The 14,400-nt window shown below is 54.6% G+C and carries 12 protein-coding genes; 9 read left to right on the forward strand and 3 right to left on the reverse strand.

Annotated elements, in window-relative coordinates; all coding sequences use genetic code 11:
- Positions 1-6 precede the first annotated feature (6 nt).
- From cyoA to ABLU50_RS00910, 3 genes are all read right to left on the reverse strand, one after another.
- Complete coding sequence (cyoA, locus tag ABLU50_RS00900; RefSeq protein WP_004204802.1) at positions 7-951, reverse strand: cytochrome o ubiquinol oxidase subunit II; 945 nt, start codon at positions 949-951, stop codon at positions 7-9.
- 479 nt (positions 952-1,430) lie between these two features.
- On the reverse strand, positions 1,431-2,906 hold the full coding sequence (ampG, locus tag ABLU50_RS00905; RefSeq protein WP_048323172.1) for a muropeptide MFS transporter AmpG: 1,476 nt from the start codon (positions 2,904-2,906) through the stop codon (positions 1,431-1,433).
- A 43-nt stretch (positions 2,907-2,949) separates the two neighbouring features.
- Complete coding sequence (locus tag ABLU50_RS00910; RefSeq protein ID WP_004204800.1) at positions 2,950-3,528, reverse strand: lipoprotein; 579 nt, start codon at positions 3,526-3,528, stop codon at positions 2,950-2,952.
- Positions 3,529-3,830: 302 nt separating this feature from the next.
- Here ABLU50_RS00910 and bolA point away from each other — a divergent pair, with 302 nt between their 5' ends.
- The 9 genes from bolA (at position 3,831) to ABLU50_RS00955 (ending at position 14,388) form a co-directional block, all read left to right on the forward strand.
- Positions 3,831-4,148: a transcriptional regulator BolA gene (gene bolA / locus ABLU50_RS00915; RefSeq protein ID WP_002891649.1), complete on the forward strand. Its 318-nt coding sequence runs from the start codon at positions 3,831-3,833 to the stop codon at positions 4,146-4,148.
- A 345-nt stretch (positions 4,149-4,493) separates the two neighbouring features.
- On the forward strand, positions 4,494-5,792 hold the full coding sequence (tig, locus tag ABLU50_RS00920) for a trigger factor (RefSeq protein ID WP_004204798.1): 1,299 nt from the start codon (positions 4,494-4,496) through the stop codon (positions 5,790-5,792).
- Positions 5,793-6,101: 309 nt separating this feature from the next.
- Positions 6,102-6,725 carry an ATP-dependent Clp endopeptidase proteolytic subunit ClpP gene (gene clpP, locus ABLU50_RS00925; RefSeq protein WP_002891804.1) on the forward strand — a complete coding sequence of 208 codons (624 nt, stop codon included), beginning with the start codon at positions 6,102-6,104 and terminating at the stop codon, positions 6,723-6,725.
- 249 nt (positions 6,726-6,974) lie between these two features.
- Positions 6,975-8,249 carry an ATP-dependent protease ATP-binding subunit ClpX gene (gene clpX, locus ABLU50_RS00930; RefSeq protein WP_002891807.1) on the forward strand — a complete coding sequence of 425 codons (1,275 nt, stop codon included), beginning with the start codon at positions 6,975-6,977 and terminating at the stop codon, positions 8,247-8,249.
- A 183-nt stretch (positions 8,250-8,432) separates the two neighbouring features.
- Complete coding sequence (lon, locus tag ABLU50_RS00935) at positions 8,433-10,787, forward strand: endopeptidase La (protein ID WP_004151336.1); 2,355 nt, start codon at positions 8,433-8,435, stop codon at positions 10,785-10,787.
- A gap of 209 nt (positions 10,788-10,996) precedes the next feature.
- Positions 10,997-11,269 carry a nucleoid-associated protein HU-beta gene (gene hupB / locus ABLU50_RS00940; protein WP_002444653.1) on the forward strand — a complete coding sequence of 91 codons (273 nt, stop codon included), beginning with the start codon at positions 10,997-10,999 and terminating at the stop codon, positions 11,267-11,269.
- Positions 11,270-11,483: 214 nt separating this feature from the next.
- The gene (gene ppiD, locus ABLU50_RS00945; protein WP_057213669.1) at positions 11,484-13,358 is read left to right on the forward strand and encodes a peptidylprolyl isomerase; all 1,875 of its coding nucleotides are present in this window, start codon (positions 11,484-11,486) and stop codon (positions 13,356-13,358) included.
- Positions 13,359-13,506: 148 nt separating this feature from the next.
- Entirely contained in the window at positions 13,507-13,875 is a 369-nt protein-coding gene (locus tag ABLU50_RS00950) for a helix-hairpin-helix domain-containing protein (protein WP_087832574.1), read from the forward strand.
- A gap of 111 nt (positions 13,876-13,986) precedes the next feature.
- The gene (locus ABLU50_RS00955) at positions 13,987-14,388 is read left to right on the forward strand and encodes a YbgC/FadM family acyl-CoA thioesterase (protein WP_017898911.1); all 402 of its coding nucleotides are present in this window, start codon (positions 13,987-13,989) and stop codon (positions 14,386-14,388) included.
- The last annotated feature ends 12 nt before the right edge of the window (positions 14,389-14,400 follow it).

Here is a 14,400-nt window from a genome sequence, read left to right on the forward strand (position 1 = left end):
GGCCCCTTAGTGAGCGGTTTCCGCGTGGCTCATGTCCATGCCTTCCATCCCGTCGTGAGCGGCATGCTCGCCTTCAGGTTTGGACATGTTCATGCTCTCGTGAGACATGAATTTGTTCACAACATCTTTGAACAGATCCGGTTTCACATTAGAGAAGTATTCCACTTTGTTGTATTCGCTAGGCACAGCCACTTTCTCGAACGCGGCCATAGAGTCCATGGCGTTCGGAGACTGTTTCGCTTTTTCAACCCACTGATCGAAAGTTGCACGATCCGGGGTAGCAATCGCTTTGAACTTCATACCAGAGAAGCCCGGGCCACTGTAGCTAGCGGAGATACCGTCATAAGTACCAGCTTCGTCAGCAATGAGGTGCAGCTGAGTCTGCATCCCGGCCATTGCGTAGATCTGGCTGCCTAAGCGCGGAATAAAGAACGAGTTCATCACCGAGTTAGAGGTCACTTTGAAGTGTACCGGTACGTTCGCCGGGAAGGCGATTTCGTTAACGGTAGCAATACCCTGTTCCGGATAGATAAAGAACCATTTCCAGTCCATCGATACGACTTCGATGGTGATTGGTTTCTCGTCATGGACAAGCGGTTTGCTTGGCTCCAGTGCGTGAGTGGTTTTCCAGGTCAGAACGGCCAGGAACAGGATGATCAGAATAGGTACCGTCCAGACCACAGCTTCCACTTTATTGGAGTGTGACCAGTTCGGGCTATACTTCGCATCTTTATTGCTCGCGCGATACTTCCAGGCAAATCCTACTGCCATCAAGACGGCCGGAATAACGACAATCATCATCAGGCCGAAGGCCGTCAGAATCAAAGAGCGTTGCTCCAGTCCAATCTGTCCTTTTGGGTCAAGGAGTGCAGAATCACAACCACTGAGTAATACAGTACCTGCGATTAATGACATCCATCCCAAACTTTTATTGTATTTCCTGAGTCTCATTGAACGACCTCAATTCCACGGGATCTGGTGGCGTTTAAAGTGTATGGGCATTTTACGGTAAGGTTGCATTACTGTAAACATGATTGGATCTCTGTCAGTTCTGTGTTAGCGGCTTCTGCTTGGTTTGTCACATATGTTACGTAGTGTTACGTAATCGCTTGCAAAGCCTGAATTTCGTGGGATCGATAACGAAAGGGATAAGAAAAGGTGTACTTAGCGGCGAATGGGCATAACCACCCAAAAATTAGAACAATTGTTTAACATTTAATTATCAAATAAAAGACATTGTGGAAACGTGAAATAAAAACGGCGTAGCTGAATCGGTTAAATTATTTAAAGAATCGAATGAAAACTGTCAATAATTTCCAGAAAACAAAAACGCACAAAACAACAAATAGCGCGGCGGGCAATATAAAAGCGTTAATAAGCCGTTATAATTACGTTTCGTAATTACAACGGCTAATAATGATGCAGCGTCCTTAAATCAGGTGGGTTTTACGCAGCGCCAGGTAGTCGAGCAGGCCGCCGAACAAAATACCGCCAACGGCGGTCAGCGCGGCAACCTCCAGCAGGCCGGACAGGAAGCTGAACGACGTATAATCCAGCGCGTTGAGGATCAGCAGACCCAGCCATACCGCCAGCAGCAGGCAGCCCAGCGTCAGGATCCCCAGCGCCAGCGCATAGGCCTGCGGATATTCGCTACGCGGTATAAAGCTTGCCGTGCGTTGGGTATGCTCGAGCGTTTGTCGGCACAGCAGCAGCAGCGCGATCCCCGGCACCGCCGCGACCACGGAGAAGAGATAGAAGGTGGACCAGCCGTGGGCCTCGACAAACCAGCCGGCAATCGGCCCGACGTACACGCGGCCAACCGCGGACAGCGCCGAGAGCAGCGCGAACTGGGTGGCGGAGAACGACTTGTTGCACAGCGTCATCAGCAGCGCCACAAACGCCGCCGTCCCCATACCCCCGCACAGATTTTCAAAGAATACCGCGGTCGCCATGGAATAGAGGTGCTTATCGGTAATCGACAGCAGCCAGTAGCCGGCGTTGGAAACCCCCTGCAGCAGACCGAAGATTAGCAGCGCCCGGAACAGCGTCAATCGCTGCATCAGGACGCCGCCGTACAGGGCGCCAAGAATGGTGGCGAACAGGCCTAAGGTTTTGTTCACCATTCCCACCTCGCCGGCGTCAAAACCGACGCCGCGGATGAGAAAGGTGGTGGTCAGACTCATGGCAAACGCATCGCCAAGCTTATAAAGAACGATGAGCAGCAGAATCAGCCAGGCGTTGTTACGGCCGAAAAAATCGCGCAGCGGTTCAGCTACCGCCTGCTCCAGCGACCGGGGAACCGGGATAACATCGCTTGGCTCGGGCGCCAGCAGCGTGGCGATGATGCAGGGCACCAGCAGCGCCGCCATCAGCCAGTACATGCCCTGCCAGCCGAGATAGCGGTCGGCGATCCACAGGGCCAGACCACCGGAGACCAGCATCCCGAGGCGATAGCCCAGCACGCTGATCGCGGCGCCAGCGCCGCGCTCTTCCGCTGGCAGAACGTCGGTTTTCCAGGCGTCAAAGACAATATCCTGCGACGCCGAACAGAAGGCGATCACTACCGCCAGCGCCGCCATCCAGCGCAGCTGGGAGGCAGGTTCGAGAAAACCCATCGCCGCGATGGCCAGCAGAAGCAGGACCTGGGTGGTCACCAACCAGCCGCGACGGCGCCCGAGAAACGGCGGCGTGTAGCGGTCCATCAGCGGGGACCAGAGGAATTTAAAGACATAGGCCTGGCCGACAAGCGAGAAAAAACCGATCGTTTTCAGATCGATGTTTTCCACCGTCATCCAGGCCTGCAGGGTACCGGAGGTGAGGGCCAGCGGCAGACCGGAGGCGAAGCCGAGGATCAGCAAAATCGCTGATTTAGGCTGCTGAAAAATGCGTAAGTAGTGACTGGACATAGCATAAAGCACGAACCCGGCGGAGGCCGGGTTCGTGGTGGCATTAACGCGCGTTTTGCTTGATGAAATCGTGGATGCTGGTGTCCTGCGCCATATCGGCGATGGTATCAGTCAGGACGCTGTTGACGGCATCAGCGATGTTTTTGTTCGAGGCCTGGAAGGCACCTTCAACCGAGTAGCTGGCGCGGTAGTTTTTGGTCATCTTCGTGCCGTTTGCCGCGGTGGCGATGATGGCGATATCGGCTTTGGTGGCGATGTTGTAGCGCACGTTGCCCTGGGAGACGTCAGCGTAGAGTTTGTTGACGATGATCTGCAGATCGACTGCGCCGTTCGGGCCAATCATGTAGCCGCGCGCGGTCATTTGTTTCTCCAGCACTTCCTGCAGCAGGAAGCGCAGATCGCGGGAGGCGGTAAGGGTGACCTGTTGGTTGTCGCGCGTCACTTTCGCCAGCGCCTGGTCCGGACGCTGGTCGGCGCCGTTGATGCTGACGGTCACGCCCATCAGGCTAGGATCCTGCTGCGGCAGCGTGATTTTCGGCGATACTTCAATGGTGGTCGGCGGCGTGGCGCATCCTGCCAGCATAAACATGGCGACCAACGGGAAAAGGATCTTCTTAAGCATGTTCAGGTCTCAACGCATGGTGTTGTTATAAGGAAAATTACCGCCATCATAGCATTGCCAACGGCAAGGGGAAGTGGCAACGCGTGTAAATCCATCGCCCTGGCGGTTTTCTGAGCGTCCCGCCACGGTTAATCGCTCTTTCCCCGGCGGATCTGGCGACCAGAGCCAGTAAACGTGATACTTTTGAATGAAAATATCAGAACAATGCTAATTTTTTGTTGTTTTCTCCTAATGGAAGCGGTAAAAGCGGCTAACATTTAAATGGAGTGGCGGCATCTCAGCGTTGTCGGAGGAGAAAATTCATGATGATACGTGAACAGATCGAAGCAAAACTTAGAGCAGCGTTCGACCCGATGTATCTCGAAGTCGTGGATGAAAGTTATCGTCACAACGTCCCTGCGGGCTCTGAAAGTCATTTTAAAGTGGTGTTAGTGAGCGATCGCTTCACTGGCGAGCGTTTCCTTAATCGCCACCGTATGATCTACGGCACGCTAACCGAGGAGCTGTCGAATACGGTGCACGCCCTGGCGCTGCACACCTACACGATTAAAGAATGGGAAGCGCTACAGGATACGGTTTTCGCCTCGCCGCCGTGCCGCGGCGCGGGGAGCATCGCCTAGAAATCCCATTTGCAACCGCTGGCGCTTTTCCAGTATGTTGCTTGCAGATTTAGCAAAAACGGCCTACGGGCCGTTTTGTTTTGCCTGGAAAATGCGTAAACTCAGCGCTTTTGCGGACAAAATTGAGCGGGAAATGTGAAAAATGCCGCAGCACCAGGCGACAACCGTTCTCGACTCACAAAAGTGATGCCGCTATAATGCCGCGTCTTATATATGAATGTCTTCGGGATGATTCTGACGACAGGGAATGTGTTTCTGATTTGAAGAGGGCATCCCGGTTCTGCGAAGCCACCTACACGCGCTTCCAGAGTTGACCGAGCACTGTGATTTTTTTGAGGTAACAAGATGCAAGTTTCAGTTGAAACCACTCAGGGCCTTGGGCGCCGTGTAACGATTACTATCGCCGCTGACAGCATCGAGAATGCTGTCAAAAGCGAGCTGGTCAACGTAGCGAAAAAAGTTCGCATTGACGGCTTCCGTAAAGGCAAAGTGCCGATGAATGTTGTTGCTCAGCGCTATGGCGCTTCCGTTCGTCAGGACGTGCTGGGCGACCTGATGAGCCGTCATTTCGTTGACGCGATCATCAAAGAAAAAATCAATCCGGCCGGCGCGCCGAACTACGTTCCGGGCGAATACAAACTGGGTGAAGACTTCACCTACGCGGTAGAGTTCGAAGTGTATCCGGAAGTTGAACTGCAGGGTCTGGAAGCGATCGAAGTAGAAAAACCGGTTGTTGAAGTGACCGACGCTGACGTTGACACCATGCTGGAAACCCTGCGCAAGCAGCAGGCAACCTGGAAAGAAAAAGAAGGCGCGGTTGACGCTGAAGATCGCGTAACCATCGACTTCACCGGTTCCGTAGATGGTGAAGAGTTCGAAGGCGGCAAAGCTTCTGACTTCGTACTGGCGATGGGCCAGGGTCGCATGATCCCGGGCTTCGAAGACGGTATCAAAGGCCACAAAGCGGGTGACGAGTTCACCATCGACGTGACCTTCCCGGAAGAATACCACGCAGAAAACCTGAAAGGTAAAGCGGCTAAGTTCGTTATCAACCTGAAGAAAGTTGAAGAACGTGAACTGCCGGAGCTGACCGAAGAATTCATCAAACGTTTCGGCGTGGAAGATGGTTCCGTCGCTGGCCTGCGCGCTGAAGTGCGTAAAAACATGGAACGCGAGCTGAAAGGCGCTGTGCGTAACCGCGTGAAGTCTCAGGCTATCGAAGGTCTGGTTAAAGCTAACGACATCGACGTTCCGGCAGCTCTGATCGACAGCGAAATCGACGTGCTGCGTCGCCAGGCTGCTCAGCGTTTCGGTGGCAACGAGAAACAGGCTCTGGAACTGCCGCGTGAACTGTTCGAAGAGCAGGCTAAACGCCGCGTAGTGGTTGGCCTGCTGCTGGGCGAAGTGATTCGCACCAACGAGCTGAAAGCTGACGAAGAGCGCGTGAAAGGCCTGATCGAAGAGATGGCTTCTGCTTACGAAGATCCGTCAGAAGTGGTTGAGTTCTACAGCAAGAACAAAGAGCTGATGGACAACATGCGCAACGTGGCGCTGGAAGAGCAGGCTGTTGAAGCCGTGCTGGCGAAAGCCAAAGTGTCTGAAAAAGCCACTTCCTTCAACGAACTGATGAACCAGCAGGCGTAATTTCGCCGCGATTGTTCAAGGTTCGGGCAAAAACCCGTTGCCGAAAGGCGGCGGGTTTTTTTTTAGGATAATGATAGCCTCAGGCACGGTGCTAAAACGCATTTACCATGATAGCGTTACAGCAAAAGCTTGTTATGCTTGAAATATGGCAACGCCATCCCCATTACCGAGGGAGGCAACTGCATCCGCAATCGCACGCGTGTTGAAGAGGCGGTGACGCGTTCAGCGGATAGAAACTGTGGCTGATAATCCGTCCGTAAGGTTACAATCAGTGCAGCAGGTATTTTAAAATTACTCCAGGAGACGGAAATGTCATACAGTGGCGAACGAGACAACTTTGCACCCCATATGGCCCTGGTGCCGATGGTCATTGAACAGACCTCACGCGGTGAACGTTCTTTTGATATCTACTCCCGTCTGCTTAAGGAACGCGTCATTTTTCTGACCGGCCAGGTCGAAGACCACATGGCAAATCTGATCGTGGCGCAGATGCTGTTTCTGGAAGCGGAAAACCCGGAAAAAGACATTTACCTGTACATTAACTCTCCGGGCGGGGTGATCACCGCCGGGATGTCGATTTATGACACCATGCAGTTCATCAAGCCGGACGTCAGCACCATCTGTATGGGCCAGGCCGCGTCCATGGGCGCGTTCCTGCTGACCGCCGGGGCGAAGGGCAAGCGTTTCTGCCTGCCGAACTCCCGCGTGATGATCCACCAGCCGCTGGGCGGCTATCAGGGGCAGGCGACGGATATTGAGATCCACGCCCGTGAAATCCTGAAGGTGAAAGGACGCATGAATGAGCTGATGGCGCATCATACCGGCCAGTCTCTTGAGCAGATTGAGCGTGACACCGAGCGTGACCGCTTCCTGTCTGCTGCGGAAGCCGTGGAGTACGGACTGGTCGACTCTATTTTGACCCATCGTAATTGATGCCCTGGGCGTAAGGGTGCCGCTTTACGCTTCATCCTTCTCGCCACGTTTGCTGAGCGGTTGGCATTTTTCCGGACGCTTGCCGGGCAGGCAGGCGGCCGGTCGCTTCTCTACCGCCGCGATGTAGCGCGAAGGATTTTGTGTATATACTAATGAAGGGCGGCACAACGCTATATGGCGGCTTGCGCCTGAGAATGGCATTTGCGTCGTCGTGTGCGGCACAAAGAACTTAAAAAGAGGTTTGGACTCATGACAGATAAACGCAAAGATGGATCGGGCAAATTGTTGTATTGCTCTTTTTGCGGCAAAAGCCAGCATGAAGTGCGTAAGCTGATCGCCGGGCCATCCGTGTATATCTGCGACGAATGCGTTGATTTATGTAACGACATCATTCGCGAAGAGATTAAAGAAGTTGCGCCGCACCGCGAGCGCAGCGCGCTGCCGACGCCGCACGAGATTCGCCACCACCTTGATGACTACGTCATCGGTCAGGAACAGGCGAAAAAAGTGTTGGCGGTCGCGGTATACAACCACTACAAACGTCTGCGCAATGGCGATACCAGCAATGGCGTAGAGCTGGGTAAAAGTAACATCCTGCTGATCGGGCCGACCGGCTCCGGTAAAACGCTGCTGGCGGAAACGCTGGCGCGCCTGCTGGATGTGCCGTTTACCATGGCGGACGCCACCACCCTGACCGAAGCCGGTTATGTGGGTGAGGACGTCGAAAATATCATTCAGAAACTGCTGCAGAAGTGCGATTACGACGTGCAGAAAGCGCAGCGCGGCATCGTCTATATCGACGAAATCGACAAAATTTCGCGTAAGTCCGATAACCCGTCGATTACTCGCGATGTCTCCGGCGAAGGCGTGCAGCAGGCGCTGCTGAAGCTCATCGAAGGCACCGTCGCCGCCGTTCCACCGCAGGGCGGGCGTAAACACCCGCAGCAGGAGTTCCTGCAGGTTGATACCTCCAAGATCCTGTTTATCTGCGGCGGCGCGTTTGCCGGTCTGGACAAAGTGATTTCCCACCGTGTGGAAACCGGCTCCGGCATTGGTTTTGGCGCGACGGTTAAAGCGAAGTCCGACAAAGCGAGCGAAGGCGAGCTGCTGGCCCAGGTCGAGCCGGAAGATCTGATCAAGTTTGGTTTGATTCCGGAATTCATCGGCCGTCTGCCGGTCGTGGCGACCCTGAACGAGCTGAGCGAAGAAGCGCTGATCCAGATCCTGAAAGAGCCGAAAAACGCCCTGACCAAGCAGTATCAGGCGCTGTTTAGCCTTGAAGGCGCAGAGCTTGAATTCCGCGACGAAGCGCTGGATGCCATTGCCAAGAAAGCGATGGCGCGTAAAACCGGCGCCCGTGGCCTGCGTTCCATTGTGGAAGCGGCGCTGCTGGACACCATGTATGATCTGCCTTCGATGGAAGATGTCGAAAAAGTGGTCATTGATGAGTCGGTTATCGCCGGTCAGAGCAAACCGCTGCTGATCTACGGCAAACCGGAAGCGCAGCAGGCATCTGGCGAATAATTAGCCATTTCACTCAAGCAGTTAACAAAAAGGGGGGATTTTATCTCCCCTTTTATTTTTCCTGCATTCCCGCCGTTGAATGTGTGGAATACATCCCCATATACTGGATTACATATTAACGACGATGCAGTGGAGTGTGGCGTCGTCGGCTACCTGGCGGACTTTAAACTAAGAGAGAGCTCTATGAATCCTGAGCGTTCTGAACGCATTGAAATCCCCGTATTGCCGTTGCGCGATGTGGTGGTTTATCCGCACATGGTCATACCCCTGTTCGTAGGGCGGGAAAAATCTATCCGTTGCCTCGAAGCGGCCATGGACCATGATAAAAAAATCATGCTGGTTGCGCAGAAAGAAGCGTCGACGGATGAGCCGGGTGTAAACGATCTTTTCACCGTTGGAACCGTGGCGTCTATTTTGCAGATGCTGAAGCTGCCGGACGGCACCGTGAAGGTGCTGGTCGAAGGGCTACAGCGTGCACGCATTTCTGCGCTGTCTGATAATGGCGAGCATTTCTCGGCGAAAGCGGAGTATCTCGACTCGCCGGCGATTGACGAACGTGAGCAGGAAGTGCTGGTTCGTACCGCTATCAGCCAGTTTGAAGGCTATATCAAGCTGAATAAGAAGATTCCACCGGAAGTGCTGACGTCGCTGAACAGCATCGACGATCCGGCGCGCCTGGCGGATACCATCGCGGCGCATATGCCGCTGAAGCTGGCGGACAAGCAGTCCGTGCTTGAGATGTCCGACGTCAACGAACGTCTGGAATATCTGATGGCGATGATGGAATCGGAAATCGATCTGCTGCAGGTTGAGAAGCGCATTCGCAACCGCGTCAAAAAGCAGATGGAGAAATCCCAGCGCGAGTACTATCTGAACGAGCAAATGAAAGCGATTCAGAAAGAACTCGGCGAGATGGACGACGCCCCGGACGAAAACGAAGCGCTGAAGCGCAAGATCGACGCGGCGAAAATGCCGAAAGAGGCGAAAGAGAAAACCGAAGCGGAACTGCAGAAGCTGAAGATGATGTCGCCGATGTCTGCGGAAGCGACCGTCGTGCGTGGCTACATCGACTGGATGGTGCAGGTGCCGTGGAATGCGCGCAGTAAGGTCAAGAAAGACCTGCGTCAGGCCCAGGAGATCCTCGATACCGATCACTATGGTCTGGAGCGCGTGAAGGACCGCATCCTTGAGTATCTCGCGGTGCAGAGCCGGGTGAACAAAATCAAGGGGCCGATCCTCTGCCTGGTGGGACCGCCGGGGGTAGGTAAAACCTCGCTGGGGCAATCTATCGCCAAAGCGACCGGCCGGAAATACGTCCGCATGGCGCTGGGCGGCGTGCGCGATGAAGCGGAAATTCGCGGTCATCGTCGAACCTATATTGGCTCGATGCCGGGCAAACTGATCCAGAAAATGGCGAAAGTGGGGGTAAAAAACCCGCTGTTCCTGCTGGATGAGATTGACAAAATGTCTTCCGACATGCGCGGCGACCCGGCTTCTGCGTTGCTTGAGGTGCTGGATCCGGAGCAGAACGTGGCCTTTAACGACCACTATCTGGAAGTGGATTACGATCTCAGCGACGTGATGTTCGTGGCGACTTCCAACTCCATGAACATTCCGGCGCCGCTGCTGGACCGTATGGAAGTGATTCGCCTCTCGGGTTACACCGAAGATGAAAAACTGAACATCGCCAAGCGTCACCTGCTGCCGAAGCAGATCGAACGCAACGCGCTGAAGAAAGGCGAACTGACCGTCGACGACAGCGCCATTATCGGCATTATTCGTTACTACACCCGTGAAGCGGGCGTTCGTAGCCTGGAGCGTGAAATCTCCAAGCTGTGCCGTAAGGCCGTTAAGCAGCTGTTGCTGGATAAATCGCTGAAACACATCGAAATTAATGGTGAGAATCTGCATGATTATCTCGGCGTGCAGCGCTTCGACTATGGCCGCGCCGATAGCGAGAACCGTGTCGGTCAGGTGACCGGTCTGGCGTGGACGGAAGTGGGCGGCGATCTGCTGACCATCGAAACCGCCTGCGTACCGGGCAAAGGCAAACTGACCTACACCGGATCGCTGGGCGAGGTGATGCAGGAGTCGATTCAGGCTGCGCTGACCGTGGTACGTTCGCGGGCGGACAAGCTGGGGATTAACGCCGACTTTTACGAGAAGCGTGATATTCACGTCCACGTACCGGAAGGGGCGACGCCGAAGGACGGTCCGAGCGCGGGGATTGCCATGTGTACGGCGCTAGTCTCCTGCCTGACCGGCAACCCGGTACGCGCCGATGTGGCGATGACCGGGGAGATTACGCTGCGTGGACAGGTGCTGCCGATCGGCGGTCTGAAGGAAAAACTGCTGGCGGCGCATCGCGGCGGTATTAAGACTGTTCTGATTCCTGATGAGAACAAACGCGACCTTGAAGAAATTCCTGATAACGTTATCGCTGATTTGGATATCCATCCGGTGAAACGAATCGAGGAAGTTCTGACACTTGCGCTGCAAAACGAACCGTTTGGCATGCAGGTTGTGACCGCGAAATAGTGATTCTGCGCAAATTGCGCTAATAAAAATAGGGCTGGTAAGTCATTTCGGACTTGCCAGCCTTTTTTTGTGTAGCTAACTTAGATCGCTGGCAGGGGGGTCATCGACAACTGCTGTTGTAAGGGCATGACAGTCCTGATATAACTGCTGCGCGGTCGCACTATGAAGGACTCTGGTGCGATATAAATTATAAAGAGAGGAAGAGAACAGTGAATAAATCTCAACTGATTGACAAAATTGCTGCGGGTGCGGACATTTCTAAAGCTGCAGCTGGACGTGCGTTAGATGCTTTAATCGCTTCTGTTACTGAATCTCTGCAGGCTGGGGATGACGTTGCGCTGGTAGGTTTCGGTACCTTTGCTGTTAAAGAACGTGCCGCCCGTACTGGTCGCAACCCACAAACAGGTAAAGAAATTACTATCGCTGCCGCAAAAGTGCCGGGCTTCCGTGCTGGCAAAGCGCTGAAAGACGCGGTGAACTGATCGGCTTTCCCGTCAGGGAATGTGACGAAGTACAAGGGCGCATCGTGAGATGTGCCTTTTTTATTGCCTTTTCAGACCACTTTATGTGTGTTTATCGCCACTTGTGGGCTGACAATCACCCTGTTTTCTTGTCAAAATACGTCCTCACGCGCGGCGGCCATCACGTGCTATGCTGCGCGAGCTAAAGTCATCTACAGCGGAGCGTTGTTACACCATGATGGACAACCTACGCACGGCCGCCAACAGCGTCGTGCTCAAGATTATTTTCGGTATCATTATCGTCTCGTTCATTTTGACCGGGGTGAGTGGTTACCTGATTGGCGGTGGCAAAAACTATGCCGCAAAAGTGAATGGCCAGGAGATTGGCCGTGGGCAGTTTGAAAACGCCGTCGCCAGCGAACGTAACCGTATGCAGCAGCAGCTTGGTGACCAGTTCTCCGAGCTGGCGGCGAACGAAAACTACATGAAAACCATGCGCCAGCAGGTGCTGAACCGCCTGATTGACGAGTCGCTTCTGGATCAGTATGCCCGCGAGCTGGGCCTCAGCATCAGCGATGAGCAGGTGAAGCAGGCGATCTTCCAGACCCAGGCGTTCCAGACGAACGGTAAGTTCGACAACCAGCGTTTCAGCGGTATTGTCGCCCAGATGGGGATGACCACCGATCAGTACGCCCAGGCGCTGCGTAACCAGCTGACCACGCAGCAGCTGATTAACGCCATTGCGGGTACCGACTTCATGCTGCCCGGCGAGTCCGATCAACTGGCGGCGCTGGTGTCTCAGCAGCGTGTCGTTCGCGAAGCGACCATCAACGTCAACGCCCTGGCGGCAAAACAGACCGCCAGCGATGACGAAATCAACGCTTTCTGGCAGCAGAATCAGGCCCGTTTTATGGCGCCGGAGCAGTTCCGCGTGAGCTACATCAAGATGGATGCCGCCAGCATGCAGGAAAACGCCTCTGACGAAGAAATTCAGTCATGGTATGACCAGCACAAAGATCAGTTCACTCAGCCGCAGCGTAATCGCTACAGCGTGATTCAGACTAAAACTGAAGCTGATGCGAAAGCGGTACTGGCCGAGCTGCAAAAAGGCGCCGATTTCGCCACGCTGGCAAAAGAAAAATCGACCGATATTATCTCTGCCCGCAACGGCGGCGATATGGGGTGGATGGAAGATGCCTCTACCGTGCCTGAGCTGAAAGACGCCGGCCTGAAAGAGAAAGGCCAGCTCTCCGGGGTGATCAAATCCTCGGTTGGCTTCCTGGTGGCCCGTCTGGACGACGTCCAGCCGGCGCAGGTCAAGCCGCTGGCTGACGTGCGCAATGACATTGCGGCGAAAGTGAAGCAGGAGAAAGCGCTGGATGCTTACTATGCGCTGCAGCAGAAGGTGAGCGATGCGGCCAGCAACGATAATGAATCGCTGGCGGGCGCGGCGCAGGTTGCTGGACTGCAGGTGGTGGAAACCGGCTGGTTTGGCCGCGATAACCTGCCGGAAGAGCTGAACTTTAAACCGGTCGCTGACGCTATCTTCAACGGCGGTCTGGTCGGTGTGAACGGCGCGCCGGGCAGCAACTCCGACATCATTACCGTTGACGGCGATCGCGCCTTTGTTCTGCGTATCAGCGAGCACAAAGCCGAGGCGGTGAAACCGCTGGCCGAAGTGAAGGCACAGGTCAGCGATATCGTTAAGCACAATAAAGCGGAACAGCAGGCGAAGCGGGATGCCGATAAGCTGCTGGCGGCGCTGAAAGACGGCAAAGGCGATGAGGCGATGAAGGCGGCTGGCCTGAGCTTTGGCGCACCGCAGACGCTTTCCCGTACCGGCCAGGATCCGCTGAGCCAGCTGGCATTTACTCTGCCGCTGCCGCAGCAGGGCAAACCGGTCTATGGCGTTGGCAGCAACATGCAAGGCGATGTGGTGCTGGTGGCGCTCGATGAAGTGAAAGCAGGCAGCATGCCGGAAGAGCAGAAGAAGGCTATGGTTCAGGGGATTACCCAGAACAATGCCCAAATCGCTTTTGAAGCGCTGATGAGCAACCTGCGCAAGGCGGCGAAAATTAAGCTGGGCGACAGCATCGACCAGCAGCAGTAATTTCGCGTCATTTCGCAAAAATACGCAACACCATGTAATCCTCAAGGGCCGCTTTCGCGGCCCTTTCCATTTCTGTGATTTGCCTTTTGTCGGCCATCCGCACTGACGCTATCGTAGCCTTGCTGTCTAAACACAAGGAGATATCAGCATGAAATATGGAATAAAAGCACTGATGGCCGCGGGCGTTCTGGTTTTCGCGGTAGTCGCACAGGGCGCGCTGGCTGCCCCCGCCAGCGGTAAAGCGCCGGTAACCAAAGAGCATGTCCAGGCGTCCTCTTCGGCGAAGGCGAAAGCGGAGCCCGGCGAGGCCGACAACGGGGCGACCAAAGTCAGCATTAACCACGCCAGCGCCGAACAGCTGGCGCAGGCTCTGAATGGCGTGGGGTTGAAAAAAGCCCAGGCGATTGTCAGCTACCGTGAGGAGTACGGACCGTTCAAAACCCTTGATGATCTGAAGCAGGTCCCGGGGATGGGCAGCGCGCTGGTGGAGCGGAATTTATCCCATCTGACGCTGTAAATTTTTTGCCAGCGCTTGCACAGCGGTGATTTTTTGCCAGGATAAAGAGGTTGCATCAAGTGGTGTGACCTCTTACCTCATAAACAACAATAACAGAAAGGCATTGATGCTATGCAGACACAAATTAAAGTTCGCGGCTATCATCTGGACGTCTACCAGCATGTGAATAACGCACGCTACCTGGAGTTCCTTGAGGAGGCACGCTGGGATGGTCTGGAAAAGAGTCCGGCGTTTCAGTGGATGACCGAGAAAAACATCGCCTTCGTGGTGGTGAATATTAATATTAACTACCGCCGTCCGGCGGTCCTGGGCGATGTGCTGACGGTGAGCAGCAAACTGGAGCAACTCAACGGCAAAAGCGGCACGCTCAGCCAGGTGGTCACTCTCAACCCCAACGGCGAGGTGGTGGCCGATGCGCTGATTACCTTCGTCTGTATCGATTTGAAAACCCAGAAGGCGCTGCCGCTGGAAGGGGAACTGCGTGAGAAACTCGACCAGATGAACTTGCGCTGACAACCGTCGCGT

Origin of the sequence: Klebsiella sp. GG_Kp173 (assembly GCF_040062415.1) — a bacterium.
GTDB lineage: Bacteria > Pseudomonadota > Gammaproteobacteria > Enterobacterales > Enterobacteriaceae > Klebsiella > Klebsiella quasipneumoniae.

Coding starts and splice junctions, on each gene's coding strand:
- cyoA (WP_004204802.1), bottom strand. CDS start 951: ATGAGACTCAGGAAATACAATAAAAGTTTGGGATGGATGTCATTAATC.
- ampG (WP_048323172.1), bottom strand. CDS start 2,906: ATGTCCAGTCACTACTTACGCATTTTTCAGCAGCCTAAATCAGCGATT.
- ABLU50_RS00910 (WP_004204800.1), bottom strand. CDS start 3,528: ATGCTTAAGAAGATCCTTTTCCCGTTGGTCGCCATGTTTATGCTGGCA.
- bolA (WP_002891649.1), top strand. CDS start 3,831: ATGATGATACGTGAACAGATCGAAGCAAAACTTAGAGCAGCGTTCGAC.
- tig (WP_004204798.1), top strand. CDS start 4,494: ATGCAAGTTTCAGTTGAAACCACTCAGGGCCTTGGGCGCCGTGTAACG.
- clpP (WP_002891804.1), top strand. CDS start 6,102: ATGTCATACAGTGGCGAACGAGACAACTTTGCACCCCATATGGCCCTG.
- clpX (WP_002891807.1), top strand. CDS start 6,975: ATGACAGATAAACGCAAAGATGGATCGGGCAAATTGTTGTATTGCTCT.
- lon (WP_004151336.1), top strand. CDS start 8,433: ATGAATCCTGAGCGTTCTGAACGCATTGAAATCCCCGTATTGCCGTTG.
- ppiD (WP_057213669.1), top strand. CDS start 11,484: ATGATGGACAACCTACGCACGGCCGCCAACAGCGTCGTGCTCAAGATT.
- ABLU50_RS00950 (WP_087832574.1), top strand. CDS start 13,507: ATGAAATATGGAATAAAAGCACTGATGGCCGCGGGCGTTCTGGTTTTC.
- ABLU50_RS00955 (WP_017898911.1), top strand. CDS start 13,987: ATGCAGACACAAATTAAAGTTCGCGGCTATCATCTGGACGTCTACCAG.